The 15,828-nt window shown below is 56.2% G+C and carries 12 protein-coding genes and 1 pseudogene; all 13 read right to left on the reverse strand.

The genetic code is table 11. The features are described 5' to 3' along the window. Positions 1–201: 201 nt before the first annotated feature. Complete coding sequence (locus NUV89_RS04670) at positions 202–1,359, reverse strand: TnsD family Tn7-like transposition protein (protein ID WP_306108736.1); 1,158 nt, start codon at positions 1,357–1,359, stop codon at positions 202–204. A 54-nt stretch (positions 1,360–1,413) separates the two neighbouring features. Continuing rightward, a pseudogene (locus tag NUV89_RS29800) lies at positions 1,414–1,887 on the reverse strand (TniQ family protein); the annotation flags it as partial. 15 nt (positions 1,888–1,902) lie between these two features. Further along, positions 1,903–3,372, reverse strand: a complete 1,470-nt coding sequence (locus NUV89_RS04675) for an ATP-binding protein (RefSeq protein WP_032857199.1) — start codon at positions 3,370–3,372, stop codon at positions 1,903–1,905. Continuing rightward, entirely contained in the window at positions 3,369–5,537 is a 2,169-nt protein-coding gene (locus tag NUV89_RS04680) for a Mu transposase C-terminal domain-containing protein (protein ID WP_032857197.1), read from the reverse strand. Before NUV89_RS04680 ends, NUV89_RS04675 begins: the two co-directional genes overlap by 4 nt. Continuing rightward, complete coding sequence (locus NUV89_RS04685; protein WP_032857196.1) at positions 5,534–6,391, reverse strand: TnsA endonuclease N-terminal domain-containing protein; 858 nt, start codon at positions 6,389–6,391, stop codon at positions 5,534–5,536. Before NUV89_RS04685 ends, NUV89_RS04680 begins: the two co-directional genes overlap by 4 nt. Positions 6,392–6,671: 280 nt before the next feature. Then, a complete protein-coding gene (gene glmS / locus NUV89_RS04690) occupies positions 6,672–8,504 on the reverse strand; it encodes a glutamine--fructose-6-phosphate transaminase (isomerizing) (protein ID WP_257780469.1) in 1,833 nt (610 codons plus the stop codon). 10 nt (positions 8,505–8,514) lie between these two features. Further along, positions 8,515–9,282, reverse strand: coding sequence for a DeoR/GlpR family DNA-binding transcription regulator (locus NUV89_RS04695; RefSeq protein ID WP_257780470.1), 768 nt, complete (start codon positions 9,280–9,282; stop codon positions 8,515–8,517). Between the two features lie 167 nt (positions 9,283–9,449). Continuing rightward, positions 9,450–10,817, reverse strand: coding sequence for a bifunctional UDP-N-acetylglucosamine diphosphorylase/glucosamine-1-phosphate N-acetyltransferase GlmU (gene glmU, locus NUV89_RS04700; RefSeq protein WP_257780471.1), 1,368 nt, complete (start codon positions 10,815–10,817; stop codon positions 9,450–9,452). Positions 10,818–10,940: 123 nt separating this feature from the next. Next, positions 10,941–11,357: a F0F1 ATP synthase subunit epsilon gene (locus NUV89_RS04705; RefSeq protein WP_003177061.1), complete on the reverse strand. Its 417-nt coding sequence runs from the start codon at positions 11,355–11,357 to the stop codon at positions 10,941–10,943. 44 nt (positions 11,358–11,401) lie between these two features. Next, a complete protein-coding gene (gene atpD / locus NUV89_RS04710) occupies positions 11,402–12,778 on the reverse strand; it encodes a F0F1 ATP synthase subunit beta (protein WP_010207684.1) in 1,377 nt (458 codons plus the stop codon). Between the two features lie 27 nt (positions 12,779–12,805). After that, positions 12,806–13,666: a F0F1 ATP synthase subunit gamma gene (gene atpG / locus NUV89_RS04715; protein ID WP_010565870.1), complete on the reverse strand. Its 861-nt coding sequence runs from the start codon at positions 13,664–13,666 to the stop codon at positions 12,806–12,808. A gap of 50 nt (positions 13,667–13,716) precedes the next feature. Beyond that, on the reverse strand, positions 13,717–15,261 hold the full coding sequence (gene atpA / locus NUV89_RS04720) for a F0F1 ATP synthase subunit alpha (protein WP_010207686.1): 1,545 nt from the start codon (positions 15,259–15,261) through the stop codon (positions 13,717–13,719). Positions 15,262–15,282: 21 nt separating this feature from the next. Next, complete coding sequence (locus NUV89_RS04725; RefSeq protein WP_017736229.1) at positions 15,283–15,819, reverse strand: F0F1 ATP synthase subunit delta; 537 nt, start codon at positions 15,817–15,819, stop codon at positions 15,283–15,285. Positions 15,820–15,828: the final 9 nt, after the last annotated feature.

Raw genomic sequence — 15,828 nt, forward strand, 5'->3', positions numbered from 1 at the left:
ACTATCTTGGCCAATTTGGAGGGCTGTCAGGAGAGGGTGCTGGCCGGACGGTTACAAATACAATACACCACACATATAAATACTTTCACTGCACGCCTCGTCAAAATTCACACATCGAATCCACGCACAGCTCATATATATAGAGGCTTGTGCCGACGGCGTTACAGAGCAATATTCATACGCGGATCAGGGTGCCTTCACTCATATTTGGAGTTTTCTGAGACACGCTGTTCGATACAGCGCTGATTGAGTGATTGGCTTGCCGTCAAGTTTTAGCTTCCGCTCGGCCCAGCTCAGGCGCCGCCGATGGAATGCATCAAGGGTTTCGCATTCGGCTGCCAGTGCAGCCGCACAGTGCGGCAGCTTGTTGAGCTGCTTTTCAAACCTAGATAACACATGAAGCTCTCTGCCTATTTTTGTCCGTGAGATGCGGACAGGTTTACCTGGAAGCGCTCGTAACATTTCAGCGCATTGAACCACTTCGTTGGCAAGGTCAAGGTCGAGGTCTTTGAATCTTTCTGCCTGCTGTCCGCGCGGTCTGTGGGCTTTTCCTGGCTCTTGTGTAAGCTCGGACAGCCATTGCCGATCGTTTCGATGAAGCCACACATAATCTCGACACTCATGAGCTAGGCGAGCTCTGTATTCCCCGTCAAATCGGTTCCTCCTATCAACCAGCAGTTTCGAAAGCCTCGCCTCTTTCCATAGGTCAGGTCCATACGAAATCGCGCGTATCATTCGGTAGACGCATGTAACCGAGCTCCTTGTTTCTGACGCTATGGTCTTAGCGTTAGCCCCCATGAGCGCCAGCGTCCAGATCGTTTCAGATGCCTCACTCATATACTCATTGGTGCTTGAGCGATTGGTTGGAGATCTGTTGGCAGCTCGTCCACCAGGAGTTTCGCTATTGGCTGTTCGACTAAGCGACTCGGTAATAGGCCCGTTTGGCCGCAGTATCCTTTCCATATCGACCTTGAGCGCACAGGCCAGCAGGATGAATTTCAGCGGATGATGGGTGCCCCTCGGCTTACGCAAAAGCTTCACAATCCAGGCCGCCGGTATATCCGCAGACGACTTGCTCAGTATCGAGTATTCCCCTGAGGAGGGGAGCGCCTCAAAGAACGCAGACATGTGTCGCGCCAAAATGCCTAAGTGCAGCCGACCAGTATCGGAAGCCATTTTCAAGGCAATAGCGCTATCCAGAAACACCGAGCGAATCGCATCAGGACATAATGGCGGAACATCGGTCTCAAGCACCTGCATCGAACGCTGCGCTATTTCTTGCAGAGCACTTTGTAGATTTTGAGGGATGTCTAGCGAAATGGAGTGAGACTGAACGTCCTCATCGTCCGGTAAATGCATTCTTCGAGAGTTTCTGCTCAACCAGCGGTAATCAAGGAACCTCAACGGGGTTCCATGGTGGGGACAGATCAAAACGCCTGGAAGCTGATGCACACGGTGCCAGTACGCTGCTCCCACACAGGCCATGTCCTGTTGGACACAGTCGAAGCAAAATCGCACTCTCGAAGCAAACTCGAGTCGGCTCGCGATTAACCCCAACCTTAGCATCAACCCCTTGCCGTTTCCCGCCATCAAGATATTGGCGTCGTCCACCTGTTGCGGGGTCAAAAAAGGTTCGTAGTAGGGCAGTTGCGTATGGCGCTTTATAACAGCGGCTAGCGATAAGCCTGTATCACACGGCAGCGCCTCGACAAGCTCAGCTAGTCGACATGGAAAAGCAACGTTCTGCGAAAAGCATTTCGCGGACTGCGCTCCATCGAAAACTGCTGCGCAACTACGTACGCCACAGAGCCGGGCGTATCTTGAGAGAACGCTGTGAAGCGTCTCATCGTGGAAAACGGCCGGAAAGAAATGGAATTTGAGCCCCATTTCGTCACCCTTAATTCACCCCTTCCGATACAACGGAGAAAACTCAAAGAGATCACTGCTTATCCAACCGGCGCTCTTCAACGCCTCAATGGAGTCTTCACTTTCACTTAGCGCCTGTGCCTCTGAGGTCTCAACCGCCACCGCCGCAGGTGACTGCGATTTGACTTGGTTAACGGCCGCCACATTAGGTTTGGTAGCACTATTGTCGCTGCGACTGATGACACTGCGCAGCAATGCCAGTCGCTCCGGCCGAGCCACACCATCGAACGCCATCATGTCGCTTAGTTGGTCTTCAATCGGAAGCAAATCATCGAACTGCCGCATCCGTTTCGGATCTCGGCTTCGCAGAGCGGACAAAGCTGGCTTCAATATCTGCATCTTGGTGTTGCTCACCAACGCAATTGTCTCGGCGGTAACGCATTCCGAACCACTCTGGATCGCATACCTTTGACTGAGCACCAAAAGCTTCACCAAAAAGTCGGTGACCCCTTGTGTATGCTCATACAGCGCATCAAACACATCCTCTGTCAGTTCGACCGGCTGCTGGTACCACTGATAGCTCCAGAGGTTTTCAACAAGCATGCGCCACTCGTCATCGTCCTTCTCAAAACGTTTAAATTCGAGTACCCCGACGCCGCAGCAACGCCTTGCGTTGCGCATGACGTCCGAAAATAGGCTGATCATCGAATTTGTCCCGATGAACACCACAGGAATTCCGATGTTGTTCACTAGATGGAGGAAGAAATTCAGCATGTTGTCCTTGCCCCCAGTTTTCGCGAGGTGCAGGTTCTGAAGTTCGTCGATCAGCAAAGCTCCGATGAAAAATGTACTCGCAACCTGTTCCATTTGTTGCAACGAGTCATTGATGTTCCGAGCCCTATACCGCTTGTAGTAATCCTCATCACCTAAAGCTCGCCCGACCGCATAGAAAAATTGCTGACAGAAGCCTGCCAGCGAACCATCTCGGGGGCAGTCAAGCTTGAGCCAGGTGATCTGGGTATGAACGAACTGCTTTCCTTCATAACGCTCGTGGCGAATCGTTTGAGGGTAGAGACTCAAAATGGCTTCGAGTGCGGTGGACTTTCCAATGCCACTAAGGCCAACCAGACTGAACGTTTCGGCAGTGGACTTAAATCCATCGTGGTAGCGCTGTGCGCCCGAAAGTGAGTGAAGATGTCTGACAGTGTCTGGAGAGGTCGGGTTGCGTCCGACGTACCCACGTCGTACCAGCAATGAAAATACGGACTCCAGATCCATGTGGACCAACAAAGGCTGGACCACCGTTCTCAACCGGTCGATGCAGTGAACCCGAGTCGATCGGTCGAGGGTCAGCTCTTCTGGATCAACAGGACGGGGGAAGTTCGAGATTAGTTGCATTGCCACCTCTTCTGAGAAGATCGGTGGCAGCGCTTCGATGAGTGGATTTCCCGCGTAGTCCGCTATCGCCTGCTTCGTGTAGCTTGCGAAAACTTGGGCGCCTTTCATGAGTTTTGTCCTGGGCGCAGGCGTTTGAGCATATCGATAACCTGAGCGCTGCGAGGGCCGGCAAAGTTTTCTGAGCGATCTTGGGAGATCTCTGTCTTGAGCACAGGCGATTCAATCCTTACACCCTCTGGCACATGGGCGGTCTCACGCTCCTTGAGGCGCTCAACGGCGCGATTCTCACGAATATTTCCAATCATCTCAGCTTTGGTCGCAGGCGCTGGCTCATCATTTCGCTCAGCGATCGCACCGCTGACGACTTGATTAACTTCCTCCAGCAGCGAAATCCGACTCTCCAACTCAGCGCGTTTATGAGTCGGTGGAGTCTGGCGGTAAGCTTCGAGCAGATCGAAAATCTCATCGGATCGATAACCAGCATACTTGCTATCAGACTTACGCAAATCGCAACGGATGAACTGTTTGTTGTCTCCCCGAATCCAGATATGTGCTGAGGAATTTGGGTCATACCAACACTCTATCGACCAAACCCCGCGGCTACGGGCCTTCGCAAACCAGTTGTTCTCGATCGCTACATCACAGACATAGTGCATCCCTCGGAATAGCACACCACCCTTTTGCACCGTCGCTTGCTCGCGCGGAAGCAAATGGAGATAGACCAGCTCGTCGGGATGATTGTTTGGTTCGACATGACCATTTTCTAATGCCCAAGTCCAGATACCTGACGGCGTCGGATCGACACCGTCGTTCATCATCTCTTGAGTGAGCCTGTCGGGCTGCCTGTTGAAGCGGTTATAGTGAAGGACACACTGGATGATAATCTTGGTGAACTCTTTAATGCTCAGCGTTGCATCGAGTCGGTAATCTCGCTCGCCACGTTCCTTCTCCCTAGCAGCTACACCACCAGGAAGCCACCTGATGCCTGTCAGGTTGTTCAGGATACCGAACCGGCTCTCAACCATCGACTTCCAGTCAGGGCGGTAAGGCGGAGCGATTCCCAGCTCGATATTCAGGCCAGTGGCAAGACCCTCAGCTGCTTTCCCCAACATCTCGCCTCGATCAGCGTAGATGTGATGTGGGAGGTGATGACAGGCCCATTCCCCTGAATCGATTGTGACCCCATTGGTAGCGCAAAACTCAACCTTCGAAGTGAAAGCGTTGAAAAGCGCTTGCCTGGCTCCGTTCCAACTCGGGCCCTCTAATCCGATGTAGAGACCGACGATCATGCCGGAAAAGCTATCAATGACGACGTACACAACCGGCCGTCCAATGAGCATTCGCCTGGAGTATCCGTTCACGAGATAAATGTCCGCAATGGTGGCATCGATCTCAAACTGATGGCAGGGGCCACGAAGCCAGTCACGGACGGTTCCAGAAAGGGGGCGGCAATCTTTTAGCCACTTACGCATTCCCTTACGGCCACGTTCAGTTTCAACCTCGTCGAAATATTGCTTTCCCCAATAATCGAACTGTCTAAAGGAAGGAATTTCCGATTCGGGTAGCAAACGACCGCCTGATTCTGGATTTTTCGACAGGTCTTTCGCGGTATAGAACCTCCTGAGCATCTCAACATAGGCGTTGGTTATCGTAGAAGTCTTATCCCCGACAAATAACGAGTAGCCGATACGGATACAGCGCTTATCCACGGCATCGATAACCTTGGTCGGTGAAACGGCAATACCTTGATACCTTGGCTTCCTACCTGGGGGCTTTGCGGGATCATACTTGCGCTCAGGAACTCCGACGCCCGCATAGTTTTTCAAGAGCGCATTTCGAACTTGGCCATTGATCCAGTAACGGTACAGAAGTCGATAGATGCTCTTGCGCTGTATACCGAGCTCAACAGCTCTAGCGCCGACCATTTGACCCATCTCACCAGGAGCGAATATCTGACCTGGATAATCTGAGTCGATCAGGGGTGCGATGATGTTCCACTTTTCATCCCTTTCCCGCTTCTTTTTCTCATCCAAGTCATCCTCTAACACTAAGAGAAACTCAGGCGTAACGACCTTGGCTAGCTTCGTATCACCTGCAATGACGGATCCGCGAAGCTCCTCCAGGCCTAAACCAATCGGCTGGCGGGGCGGATCCGTTAATTGGATCAAAACGACCGCATCGTATCGCTCATTGAGGTACAAGACCCTAACGAAGCCCGGCACGACGGAAAACTCAGTAAGCGGTTCGAAACAATCATTGACTTGGACTTTCATGATAGGCCCTCCGCCGTCAGTGAAATTTTCATTGGTTTCTCAATGATTTCAAATGTTGGTAGTGGCGCAGTCATTTGAATGGGAGTACCAACCAAATCTACCTTGATCGACTTAGCCCATATCAGGTGATGATATAAAGCCCGAGAGTCTTGATAGGAGATAAATAAACGTGCGGCAATCTTTCGCAGAGATTCAGCAGTACTCCACGGGTAGGGACGACAGCTCGCTAAGTGCCCCAGAAAATCTGTGTGTAATGATGGCTCTGCCAAGGCGCGCGGCAGTTGAGCGAACTTCCTGAGTAAGCCTAAATTCTTGATCAAATCGGGGCTGAACATTTCTTCAGTGACAATGGCCCAATCAACGTGTTGGCCAGTCCAGAAACGCTTTTCGATCTCAAATTTTTCCAACGTCCTCCTGGCTTTTTTGCCTTCGAGGTCAGTGCGGTATTTAATTGTTCTGGCTACGGATTTAAAGCTGCCATCGGGCTTTTTTATCGTTAATAAAAAATCCGTGGTCATAACGTAAGGAAGCACTGTCTTCGGATACTTCGGGTATCGCACTCCCATAGAGCTCGCGATTGCTTGAGCACTTTCTCGCGGTAGCAATGGATACTGCTCGCGTATATCCACAACATTTTCCGAAAATTCACATACCAAAAAATAGGCGCGCTCTAGGTCGGAAAAGAGGTGATGGAGGCGATCGATCTTCACACCTTGGATCTTGTGGGAGCGTCCTCTGGAAGGCACGTCTTGGACGCGCAGCCACGGCAGATAACTGGCACCAGCTCCGCTACCGAATCCATTCGAAATATGCCGCTGAATATCTGTCTCAGACGAAAACCTACGACCGCGCAATGCTACCTCCTTCGTCCGCCGGGACCGCCTCTCCTCGCCCTGAAAAATAGTTATAGGAAAAAATCGCCCACCACCTGTTCATGGTACAGCCCTCTTTAGCCTACTCCCGGAGCGGAACGAAGCGGAGAATCTAGACCGATGGCTCAGCCAAAAAATGGAAAACCCCGTAAATACGGGGGTTTCGGCCTTGTGTCAATCTATGTTACGGCGTGTCAATCTTTATTGTTAAGTGTCAATCTTTATTGTTAGTAGCCACGGCGGGCCTCCAGGATAAGCGGGGTTACTCCACCGTCACCGACTTCGCCAGGTTACGCGGCTGATCCACATCTGTGCCCTTGAGCACGGCAACGTAGTACGACAGCAGTTGCAGCGGGATGGTGTAGAGGATCGGCGAGAGGATGTCGTTGATGTGCGGCATGTTGATGACGTGGGTGCCTTCGCCGTTGGTCATGCCGGCTTTTTCGTCGGCGAACACCACCAGTTGGCCGCCACGGGCGCGCACTTCCTGCAGGTTGGACTTGAGCTTTTCCAGCAGTTCGTTGTTCGGCGCGACGGTGACCACCGGCATGTCGTCATCCACCAGGGCCAGTGGGCCGTGTTTCAGCTCGCCGGCCGGGTAGGCTTCGGCGTGAATGTAGGAGATTTCCTTGAGCTTGAGCGCGCCTTCCATCGCCACCGGGTATTGCGCGCCACGGCCGAGGAACAGGGTGTGGTTCTTGTCGGCAAACAGCTCGGCGACTTTTTCCACGGTGCTGTCCATGGCCAGGGCTTCGCCGAGGCGGGTGGGCAGGCGGCGCAGTTCTTCGACCAGGGTGGCTTCGACGCCTTCGGCGAGGGTGCCGCGCACTTGGCCCAGGGACAGGGTCAGCAACAGCAGGCCAACGAGTTGGGTGGTGAAGGCTTTGGTGGAGGCGACGCCGATTTCGCGGCCGGCCTGGGTCAGCAGGGTCAGGTCGGATTCACGTACCAGGGAACTGATGCTGACGTTGCAGATCGCCAGGCTGGCGAGGAAGCCCAGTTCCTTGGCGTTACGCAGGGCGGCCAGGGTGTCGGCGGTTTCGCCGGACTGGGAGATGGTCACGAACAGGGTGTCGGGCTGCACCACCACCTTGCGGTAGCGGAACTCGCTGGCGACTTCGACCTGGCACGGGATGCCGGCCAGTTCTTCCAGCCAGTAACGGGCAACCATGCCAGCGTGGTAGCTGGTGCCGCACGCGACGATCTGCACATTGCGCACGTTGGCGAACAGCTCGGCGGCTTGTGGGCCGAAGGCGTTGACCAGCACCTGGTTCTGGCTCAGGCGGCCTTCCAGCGTGCGTTGCACCACGGCTGGCTGCTCATGGATTTCCTTGAGCATGAAGTGGCGGAACTCGCCTTTGTCGGCCGCTTCGGCGCCGTCGCGGTACTGCACGGCTTCGCGTTCGACGGTGTTGCCGTTCACGTCCCAGATCTGCACGCTTTCACGGCGGATATCGGCAATATCGCCTTCTTCCAGGTACATGAAGCGGTCAGTGACCTGGCGCAGGGCCAGTTGGTCGGAGGCGAGGAAGTTTTCCCCCAGGCCCAGGCCGATCACCAGCGGGCTGCCACTGCGGGCGGCGACCACGCGGTCGGGTTGGCTCGCGCTGACCACGGCCAGGCCGTAGGCGCCGTGCAGTTCCTTGACCGTGGCCTTGAGGGCGGTGGTCAGGTCGCTGTGGTCCTTGAGTTTGTGGTTGAGCAGGTGGGCGATGACTTCGGTGTCGGTGTCCGAGGTGAACACGTAGCCCAGGCCCTTGAGTTGCTCGCGCAGCACTTCGTGGTTTTCGATGATGCCGTTGTGCACCACCGCCAGGTCGCCGGAGAAGTGTGGGTGGGCGTTACGCTCGCACGGTGCGCCGTGGGTCGCCCAGCGGGTGTGGGCAATGCCCAGGCGACCGACCAGCGGCTCGCCGGCCAGGGCCTGTTCCAACTCGCTGACCTTGCCCGGACGGCGCATGCGCTCCAGCTTGCCGGCGTTGGTGAAGACCGCCACGCCGGCGCTGTCATAGCCACGGTATTCCAGGCGCTTGAGGCCTTCGAGCAGGATGGCAGTTACGTTACGTTCGGCGACTGCGCCAACAATTCCACACATGTTGTTTCTCCTAGATGATTGCCGCGCATATCAGCGTAATGCCGCGGGCTTGGATCTGGTCGCGGGCCTCAAGCGGCAGGCGATCATCGGTAATAAGGGTATGGACGCTGCTCCAGGGCAGTTCCAGGTTGGGGATCTTGCGGCCGATCTTGTCGGATTCGACCATCACCACGACTTCCCGGGCGACTTCGGCCATGACGCGGCTCAGGCCCAGCAGTTCGTTGAAGGTGGTGGTGCCGCGCTGCAGATCGATGCCGTCGGCGCCGATGAACAGCTGGTCAAAGTCATAGGACCGTAGCACCTGCTCGGCGACCTGGCCTTGGAACGAATCCGAGTGAGGGTCCCAGGTGCCGCCGGTCATCAACAGCACCGGTTCGTGTTCCAGTTCGCTCAAGGCGCTGGCCACGTGCAGGGAGTTGGTCATCACCACCAGGCCGGGCTGGTGGCCCAGTTCGGGGATCATCGCGGCGGTGGTGCTGCCGCTGTCGATGATGATGCGGGCGTGTTCGCGAAGGCGCATCACGGCGGCACGGGCGATGGCGCGCTTGTACACCGAGATGGGCTGGGCAGCGTCGCCGACCAATTCCTGGGGCATGGTGATGGCGCCACCGTAGCGACGCAGCAGCAGGCCGTTGCTTTCGAGGGCAGCCAGGTCCTTGCGGATGGTCACTTCCGAGGTTTCGAAATGCTTGGCCAATTCGTCCACGCTGACTTCGCCCTGTTCATTGAGCAAGGCCAGGATGTTGTGGCGGCGTTGGGGTGTATTTCGTTTCGACATGGTGATGATAAGTTTCGTTTCGAAAGATAACGAAGGCAATCAAAACCTATTGGCTTAACGTCGTCAAGCAGGACATGCAAAATTTTCAATCCATCACAAACCAAATGTGGGAGCGAGCAAGCCCGCTCCCACACTAGATATTTGTTAAGGGTGAAATTGTGGATAACTCAGCTCTTCTTGATTTTGACCGGGCGCTTCCAGCCGTCGATGTTGCGCTGGCGGGCGCGGGCCACACCGAGCTGCAAGTTATCCACATCCTGGTTGATGGTGGAGCCCGCCGCCGTGGTGGCGCCATCGCCCACCTTCACCGGGGCCACCAGCGAATTGTTGGAGCCGATGAACACGTCTTCGCCCAACACGGTGACGTGCTTGTTGGCGCCATCGTAGTTGCAAGTGATGGTGCCGGCACCGATGTTGGTGCGCGCGCCGATGACCGCATCGCCCAGGTACGTCAGGTGACCGGCCTTGGCACCTTCGCCCAGGTGGGCGTTTTTCAGTTCGACAAAGTTACCCACATGGGCCTTGGCTTCCAGCACGCTACCAGGGCGCAGGCGGGCGAACGGGCCGGCATCGCTGCCCTCACCCATCACCGCGCCGTCCAGGTGGCTGTTGGCCTTGACCACCACGCCTTTGCGCAGGGTGCTGTCCTTGATTACACAGTTCGGGCCGATCACCACGTCGTCTTCGATGATTACGCGGCCTTCGAGGATCACGTTGATGTCGATCAGCACGTCGCGGCCCACGGTCACTTCGCCGCGTACATCGAAACGCGCCGGGTCGCGCAGGGTCACGCCCTGGGCCATCAGGCGACGGCCTTCACGCAGTTGGTAGTGACGCTCCAGCTCGGCCAGTTGCTTGCGGTCGTTGGCGCCCTGCACTTCCATCGGGTCGAGGGGCTGCTCGGTGGCGACCAGCAGGCCATCGCTCACGGCCATCTCAATCACGTCGGTGAGGTAATACTCGCCCTGGACGTTGTTGTTGGACAGGCGGCTCATCCAGTCGGCGAGCTTATTGGCAGGCACCGCCATGATTCCGGTGTTGCCTTCGGTGATGGCCCGCTGGGCTTCGCTGGCATCTTTATGCTCGACGATGGCCGCGACCTTGCCGTCAGCGTTGCGCACGATACGGCCATAGCCCGTCGGGTCTTCCAGTTCAACGGTGAGCAGGCCCATCTGCCCAGGTACTACGTGCTTGAGCAGGCGTTGCAGGGTTTCCACTTCGATCAGCGGCACGTCACCGTAGAGGATCAGCACGGTGTCGGCGGTGATAAATGGCACGGCTTGCGCAGTGGCGTGGCCGGTGCCCAGTTGCTGGTCTTGCAATACGAAATTCAGGTCGTCCGCGGCCAGGCGTTCACGCACCACATCGGCACCGTGGCCGATCACCACATGAATGCGCTGTGGATCGAGCTGCCGGGCGCTGTGGATAACATGGCCAAGCATGGAGTTGCCGGCAACAGGATGCAGCACCTTGGGCAGGGCCGAACGCATGCGGGTGCCTTGGCCTGCGGCGAGAATGACGATTTCAAGAGACATGAATGGCTACCAATCCTGGGCGGTCCGACGTCAGACCAGAGAAGTGTATGGCTGAAAAAGAAAAAGGGTAGCCGAGGCTACCCTTTTTAATCAATCGCACATGAAACAAGACGGCGTGGCCGCTTACTTCTTGCGGATCTGCTGGAGCGTGCGCAGCTGGGCTGCAGCCTCGGCCAGACGTACAGCAGCAGCGCTGTAGTCGAAGTCCGCACCCTTTTCGTTCAGGGCCTTCTCGGCAGCCTTGACGGCTTCCTGAGCGGAGGCTTCATCCAGGTCGCCAGCACGTTGCACGGTGTCGGCAAGTACCTTGACCATGTTCGGCTGAACCTCAAGGAAACCACCGGAGATGTAAAACACCTCCTTTTCCCCGCCTTGCTTGGTCAGAGTGATCGGACCCGGCTTCAAGCTGGTGATCAACGGCGCGTGACCCATGGCAATACCCAGGTCACCGAGTTCGCCGTGTGCAATCACCATCTCTACCAGACCGGAGAAGATTTCCCCTTCCGCGCTGACGATATCGCAATGGACTGTCATAGCCATCTGATTGCCTCAACCTGATGAGCGCCCGTTTCCGGGCGCTTGGATTACAGTTTCTTGGCTTTCTCGATCGCTTCTTCGATGCCGCCAACCATGTAGAACGCTTGTTCTGGCAGGTGGTCGTAGTCACCGTTGAGGATGCCTTTGAAGCCAGCAATGGTGTCTTTCAGGGAAACGTATTTACCCGAGGCACCGGTGAAGACTTCAGCCACGAAGAACGGCTGCGACAAGAAACGCTGGATCTTACGAGCACGGTTTACCAACTGCTTGTCGGCTTCCGACAGCTCGTCCATACCCAGGATCGCAATGATGTCCTTCAGTTCTTTGTAACGCTGCAGCACGTACTGAACGCCGCGAGCGGTGTCGTAGTGCTCCTGGCCGATCACGTTCGGGTCCAGCTGGCGCGAAGTCGAGTCGAGTGGATCGACCGCTGGGTAGATACCCAGGGAAGCGATGTCACGGGACAGAACGACGGTGGCGTCCAAGTGGGCAAAGGTGGTGGCTGGCGACGGGTCAGTCAAGTCATCCGCAGGTACGTATACCGCTTGGATCGAAGTGATCGAACCTTCCTTGGTCGAAGTGATACGTTCTTGCAGAACGCCCATCTCTTCGGCCAGGGTCGGCTGGTAACCTACTGCGGAAGGCATACGGCCCAGCAGTGCGGATACTTCAGTACCGGCCAAGGTGTAACGGTAGATGTTGTCGACGAACAGCAGAACGTCGTTACCTTCGTCACGGAACTTCTCGGCCATGGTCAGGCCGGTCAGTGCTACGCGCAGACGGTTACCCGGCGGCTCGTTCATCTGACCGTAAACCAGTGCCACTTTGTCCAGAACGTTGGAGTCCTTCATCTCGTGGTAGAAGTCGTTACCCTCACGGGTACGCTCGCCCACACCGGCGAACACGGAATAACCGCTGTGCTCGATGGCGATGTTACGGATCAGTTCCATCATGTTTACGGTCTTGCCTACACCGGCACCACCGAACAGACCGACTTTACCGCCCTTGGCGAACGGGCAAACCAGGTCGATAACCTTGATGCCGGTTTCCAGCAGGTCGTTGCCGCCAGCTTGTTCCGCGAACGAAGGTGCTGGACGGTGAATGCCCCAGCGCTCTTCGGTGTCGATCGGGCCAGCTTCGTCAATCGGGTTGCCCAGTACGTCCATGATCCGGCCCAGGGTCGCTTTACCGACCGGTACGGAGATGGCTGCGCCAGAGTCGACAACGTCCAGACCGCGCTTCAAGCCTTCGGTGGAACCCATCGCAATGGTACGAACTACGCCGTCGCCCAGCTGCTGCTGAACTTCCAGAGTAGTGTCCGCGCCTTGTACTTTCAGCGCGTTGTAGATGCTCGGTACGCTGTCGCGTGGAAATTCCACGTCGATAACGGCGCCGATGATTTGAACGATACGTCCGCTACTCATAGCTGGATCCTCTGAATATTTGAACCGTTAAACCGCGGCAGCGCCGCCGACGATTTCCGAGATCTCTTGGGTGATCGCAGCCTGACGCGCCTTGTTGTAGATCAGCTGCAAATCGCTGATCAGATCACCGGCGTTATCGGTAGCGTTTTTCATCGCGATCATCCGCGCCGCTTGTTCAGCTGCGTTGTTCTCGACCACCGCCTGGTACACCTGCGACTCCACGTAGCGCACCATCAAGCCGTCAAGCAGCTCTTTGGCGTCTGGTTCGTAGAGGTAGTCCCAGTGGTGCTTGAGTTCCTGATCCGGAGTCGCCACCAGTGGAATCAATTGCTCCACGGTTGGCTGCTGGGTCATGGTGTTGATGAACTTGTTGGATACCACGGAGAGGCGGTCAATCCGGCCTTCCAGGTATGCATCCAGCATCACCTTCACACTGCCGATCAAATCATTGATCGACGGCTCTTCACCCAGGTGGCTGATAGCTGCTACGACGTTGCCGCCGAAGTTACGGAAAAAGGCCGCACCCTTGCTACCAACTACACACAGATCGATCTCGACGCCGTTTTCGCGGTTTACCGCCATGTCCTTGACCAGGGCCTTGAACAGGTTGGTATTCAAACCACCGCACAAACCACGGTCACTGCTCACAACCACATAACCCACACGCTTAACTTCGCGGTCGATCATGAACGGGTGGCGGTATTCCGGGTTGGCGTTGGCCAGATGCCCAATTACCTGGCGGATACGCTCCGCATAAGGACGGCTAGCAGCCATGCGCATTTGTGCCTTGCGCATTTTGCTGACCGCCACTTTTTCCATGGCGCTGGTAATTTTTTGCGTGCTTTTGATGCTCGCAATCTTACTGCGAATCTCTTTTGCGCCTGCCATGTAACACCTATCAGGTTAGCAAGCGGGAGCCTTGCGGCCCCCGCTGCGGCTTACCAGGTTTGGGTGGCCTTGAACTTCTCGATACCGGCTTTCAGGCCAGCGTCGATTTCGTCATTGAAGTCACCCTTCACGTTGATCTTGGCCAACAAGTCGGCGTGATCGCGGTTGAAGTAAGCAATCAGCGCTTGTTCAAAGCTGCCAACCTTGGCGATTTCGACGTCAGTCAGGAACCCACGCTCAGCGGCATACAGCGACAACGCCATGTCAGCGATCGACATTGGGGCGTATTGCTTCTGCTTCATCAGCTCGGTAACGCGCTGACCATGCTCAAGTTGCTTACGGGTCGCTTCGTCCAGGTCAGAAGCGAACTGGGCGAATGCCGCCAGTTCACGGTACTGAGCCAGAGCGGTACGGATACCACCGGAGAGCTTCTTGATGATCTTGGTCTGAGCGGCACCACCCACACGGGATACCGAAACACCGGCGTTCACTGCAGGGCGGATGCCCGAGTTGAACATGGCCGATTCCAGGAAGATCTGACCGTCGGTGATGGAAATCACGTTGGTCGGAACGAACGCGGAAACGTCGCCAGCCTGGGTTTCGATGATCGGCAGTGCGGTCAGGGAACCGGTTTTGCCGGTCACTGCGCCGTTGGTGAACTTCTCTACGTACTCTTCCGAAACGCGGGATGCGCGCTCCAGCAGACGGGAGTGGAGATAGAACACGTCGCCTGGGTAGGCTTCACGACCTGGTGGACGGCGCAGCAGCAGGGAAATCTGGCGGTAAGCCACTGCTTGCTTGGACAGATCGTCATAAACGATCAGTGCGTCTTCACCGCGGTCGCGGAAGAATTCACCCATGGTGCAACCGGCATACGGAGCCAGGTATTGCAGCGCAGGAGATTCCGAAGCACTGGCAGCCACGATGATCGTGTTCTTCAGTGCGCCGTTCTCTTCCAGCTTGCGAACCACGTTGGCGATGGTCGATTGCTTCTGACCGATAGCTACGTAGACGCAGAAAATGCCGCTGTCTTTCTGGTTGATGATCGCGTCGATGGCCAGAGCGGTTTTACCGATCTGACGGTCACCGATGATCAGCTCACGCTGGCCACGGCCGACAGGGATCATGGCATCGACAGCCTTGTAGCCAGTCTGTACAGGCTGGTCTACCGACTTACGCCAGATCACGCCTGGAGCAACTTTCTCGACCGCGTCGGTCTCGGTGTTGCCCAGTGGACCTTTACCGTCAACAGGGTTACCCAGTGCGTCGACTACGCGACCCAGCAGTTCCTTACCAACCGGAACTTCCAGGATACGGCCAGTGCACTTGGCGCTCATGCCTTCGGCCAGGGACTGGTATGCGCCGAGAATAACGGCACCTACGGAGTCCTGCTCCAGGTTGAGGGCCATACCGAAGACGCCGCCCGGAAACTCGATCATCTCGCCGGACATTACGTCGGCCAGACCGTGAATCCGCACGATACCGTCAGATACGCTGACGACAGTGCCTTCGTTACGGGCTTGGGAGGTCACATCGAGCTTGTCGATGCGGCCCTTGATAATTTCACTTATTTCGGAAGGATTGAGTTGCTGCATTGCTCTGCTGCCCCTTCAAACTCAAGATTTCAATGCTTCGGCAAGATTCGCGAGTTTGCCGCGAATCGAGCCATCGATAACCAGGTCGCCGGCGCGAATGACAATGCCCCCAATGAGGGATTTGTCTTCCGCAACTTGCAGGCGCACTTCCCGGTCGAGTCGTGCACTGAGAACCTTGGCGAGTTTGTCTTGCTGTTCTTGGTTCAATGCGAAAGCACTGGTCACTTCAACGTCTACCGATTTCTCTTGCTCGGCCTTGTACAGGTCGAACAGAGCGGCAATCTCCGGCAGAAGCAGGAGACGGTCGTTTTCGGCAACGACGTGCAAGAAGTTCTGCACTTTCACATCAAACTTGTCGCCGCACACTTCAATAAAAGTGGCGGCCTTGTCTGCGCTCGTCAGTCGCGGGGCCTTGAGCACGCGCTGCATGGTGTCGTCTTGCGACACTGCTGCAGCCAGGCCGAGCATGGCTGACCAAGAGGCCAGCTGCTGGTGGGCCTGGGCGTGCTCGAAGGCTGCCTTAGCGTAAGGTCGGGCCAACGTGGTCAATTCTGCCATGATCGCCCT

It is taken from the genome of Pseudomonas sp. 18.1.10, assembly GCF_024655625.1.
GTDB lineage: Bacteria > Pseudomonadota > Gammaproteobacteria > Pseudomonadales > Pseudomonadaceae > Aquipseudomonas.